This window comes from Ruminococcus sp. N15.MGS-57, from assembly GCF_000980385.1.
GTDB lineage: Bacteria > Bacillota > Clostridia > Oscillospirales > Ruminococcaceae > Hominimerdicola > Hominimerdicola aceti.
The window spans coordinates 1-402 of the sequence record NZ_LARF01000145.1 but is presented as its reverse complement, the minus strand read 5'-3'; the positions used below and the strand labels follow the sequence as shown (position 1 = coordinate 402).

1 protein-coding gene is annotated in these 402 nt (G+C 46.3%); it reads right to left on the bottom strand.

What is annotated here, in order from left to right:
* Positions 1–402, bottom strand: a 402-nt coding sequence (locus tag WS40_RS11015) for a recombinase family protein (RefSeq protein ID WP_046442330.1), incomplete at both ends; no start/stop codon positions are given.

Sequence of the window (402 nt, the reverse complement as noted above, 5' to 3'; positions counted from 1 at the left end):
AGGCATACAGTACATCATAGCGGATATAGTGCATGGAACACTGGCGTAATCCCTGCCCGTTCTTGCTGCAATGGTAGTACCCGTATGGGTTCTTATTCTGCTTGTTTTCCCCATAGGCTAAAGACCATCCGCAGTCTGCACATTTTATCAATCCTGCGAAAATCTGTGTCGTACCGTTTCTGCGTTTCCTGCGTCTGCTTGCAATCAGCTCCTGAACTTTTTGGAACACTTCTTCAGAAATGATGGCTTCGTGGGTATTTTCCACGCGATACCATTCTTCCTGCGGCTTCCGCACCTTTTTCTTGTTCTTGAATGAAATGTTGCTCTGCTTGTTGTGAATGCTGTGACCGATGTAGGTTTCCTCTTTCAAAATGCTCTTGACCTGTGCTATCGTCCACGCAT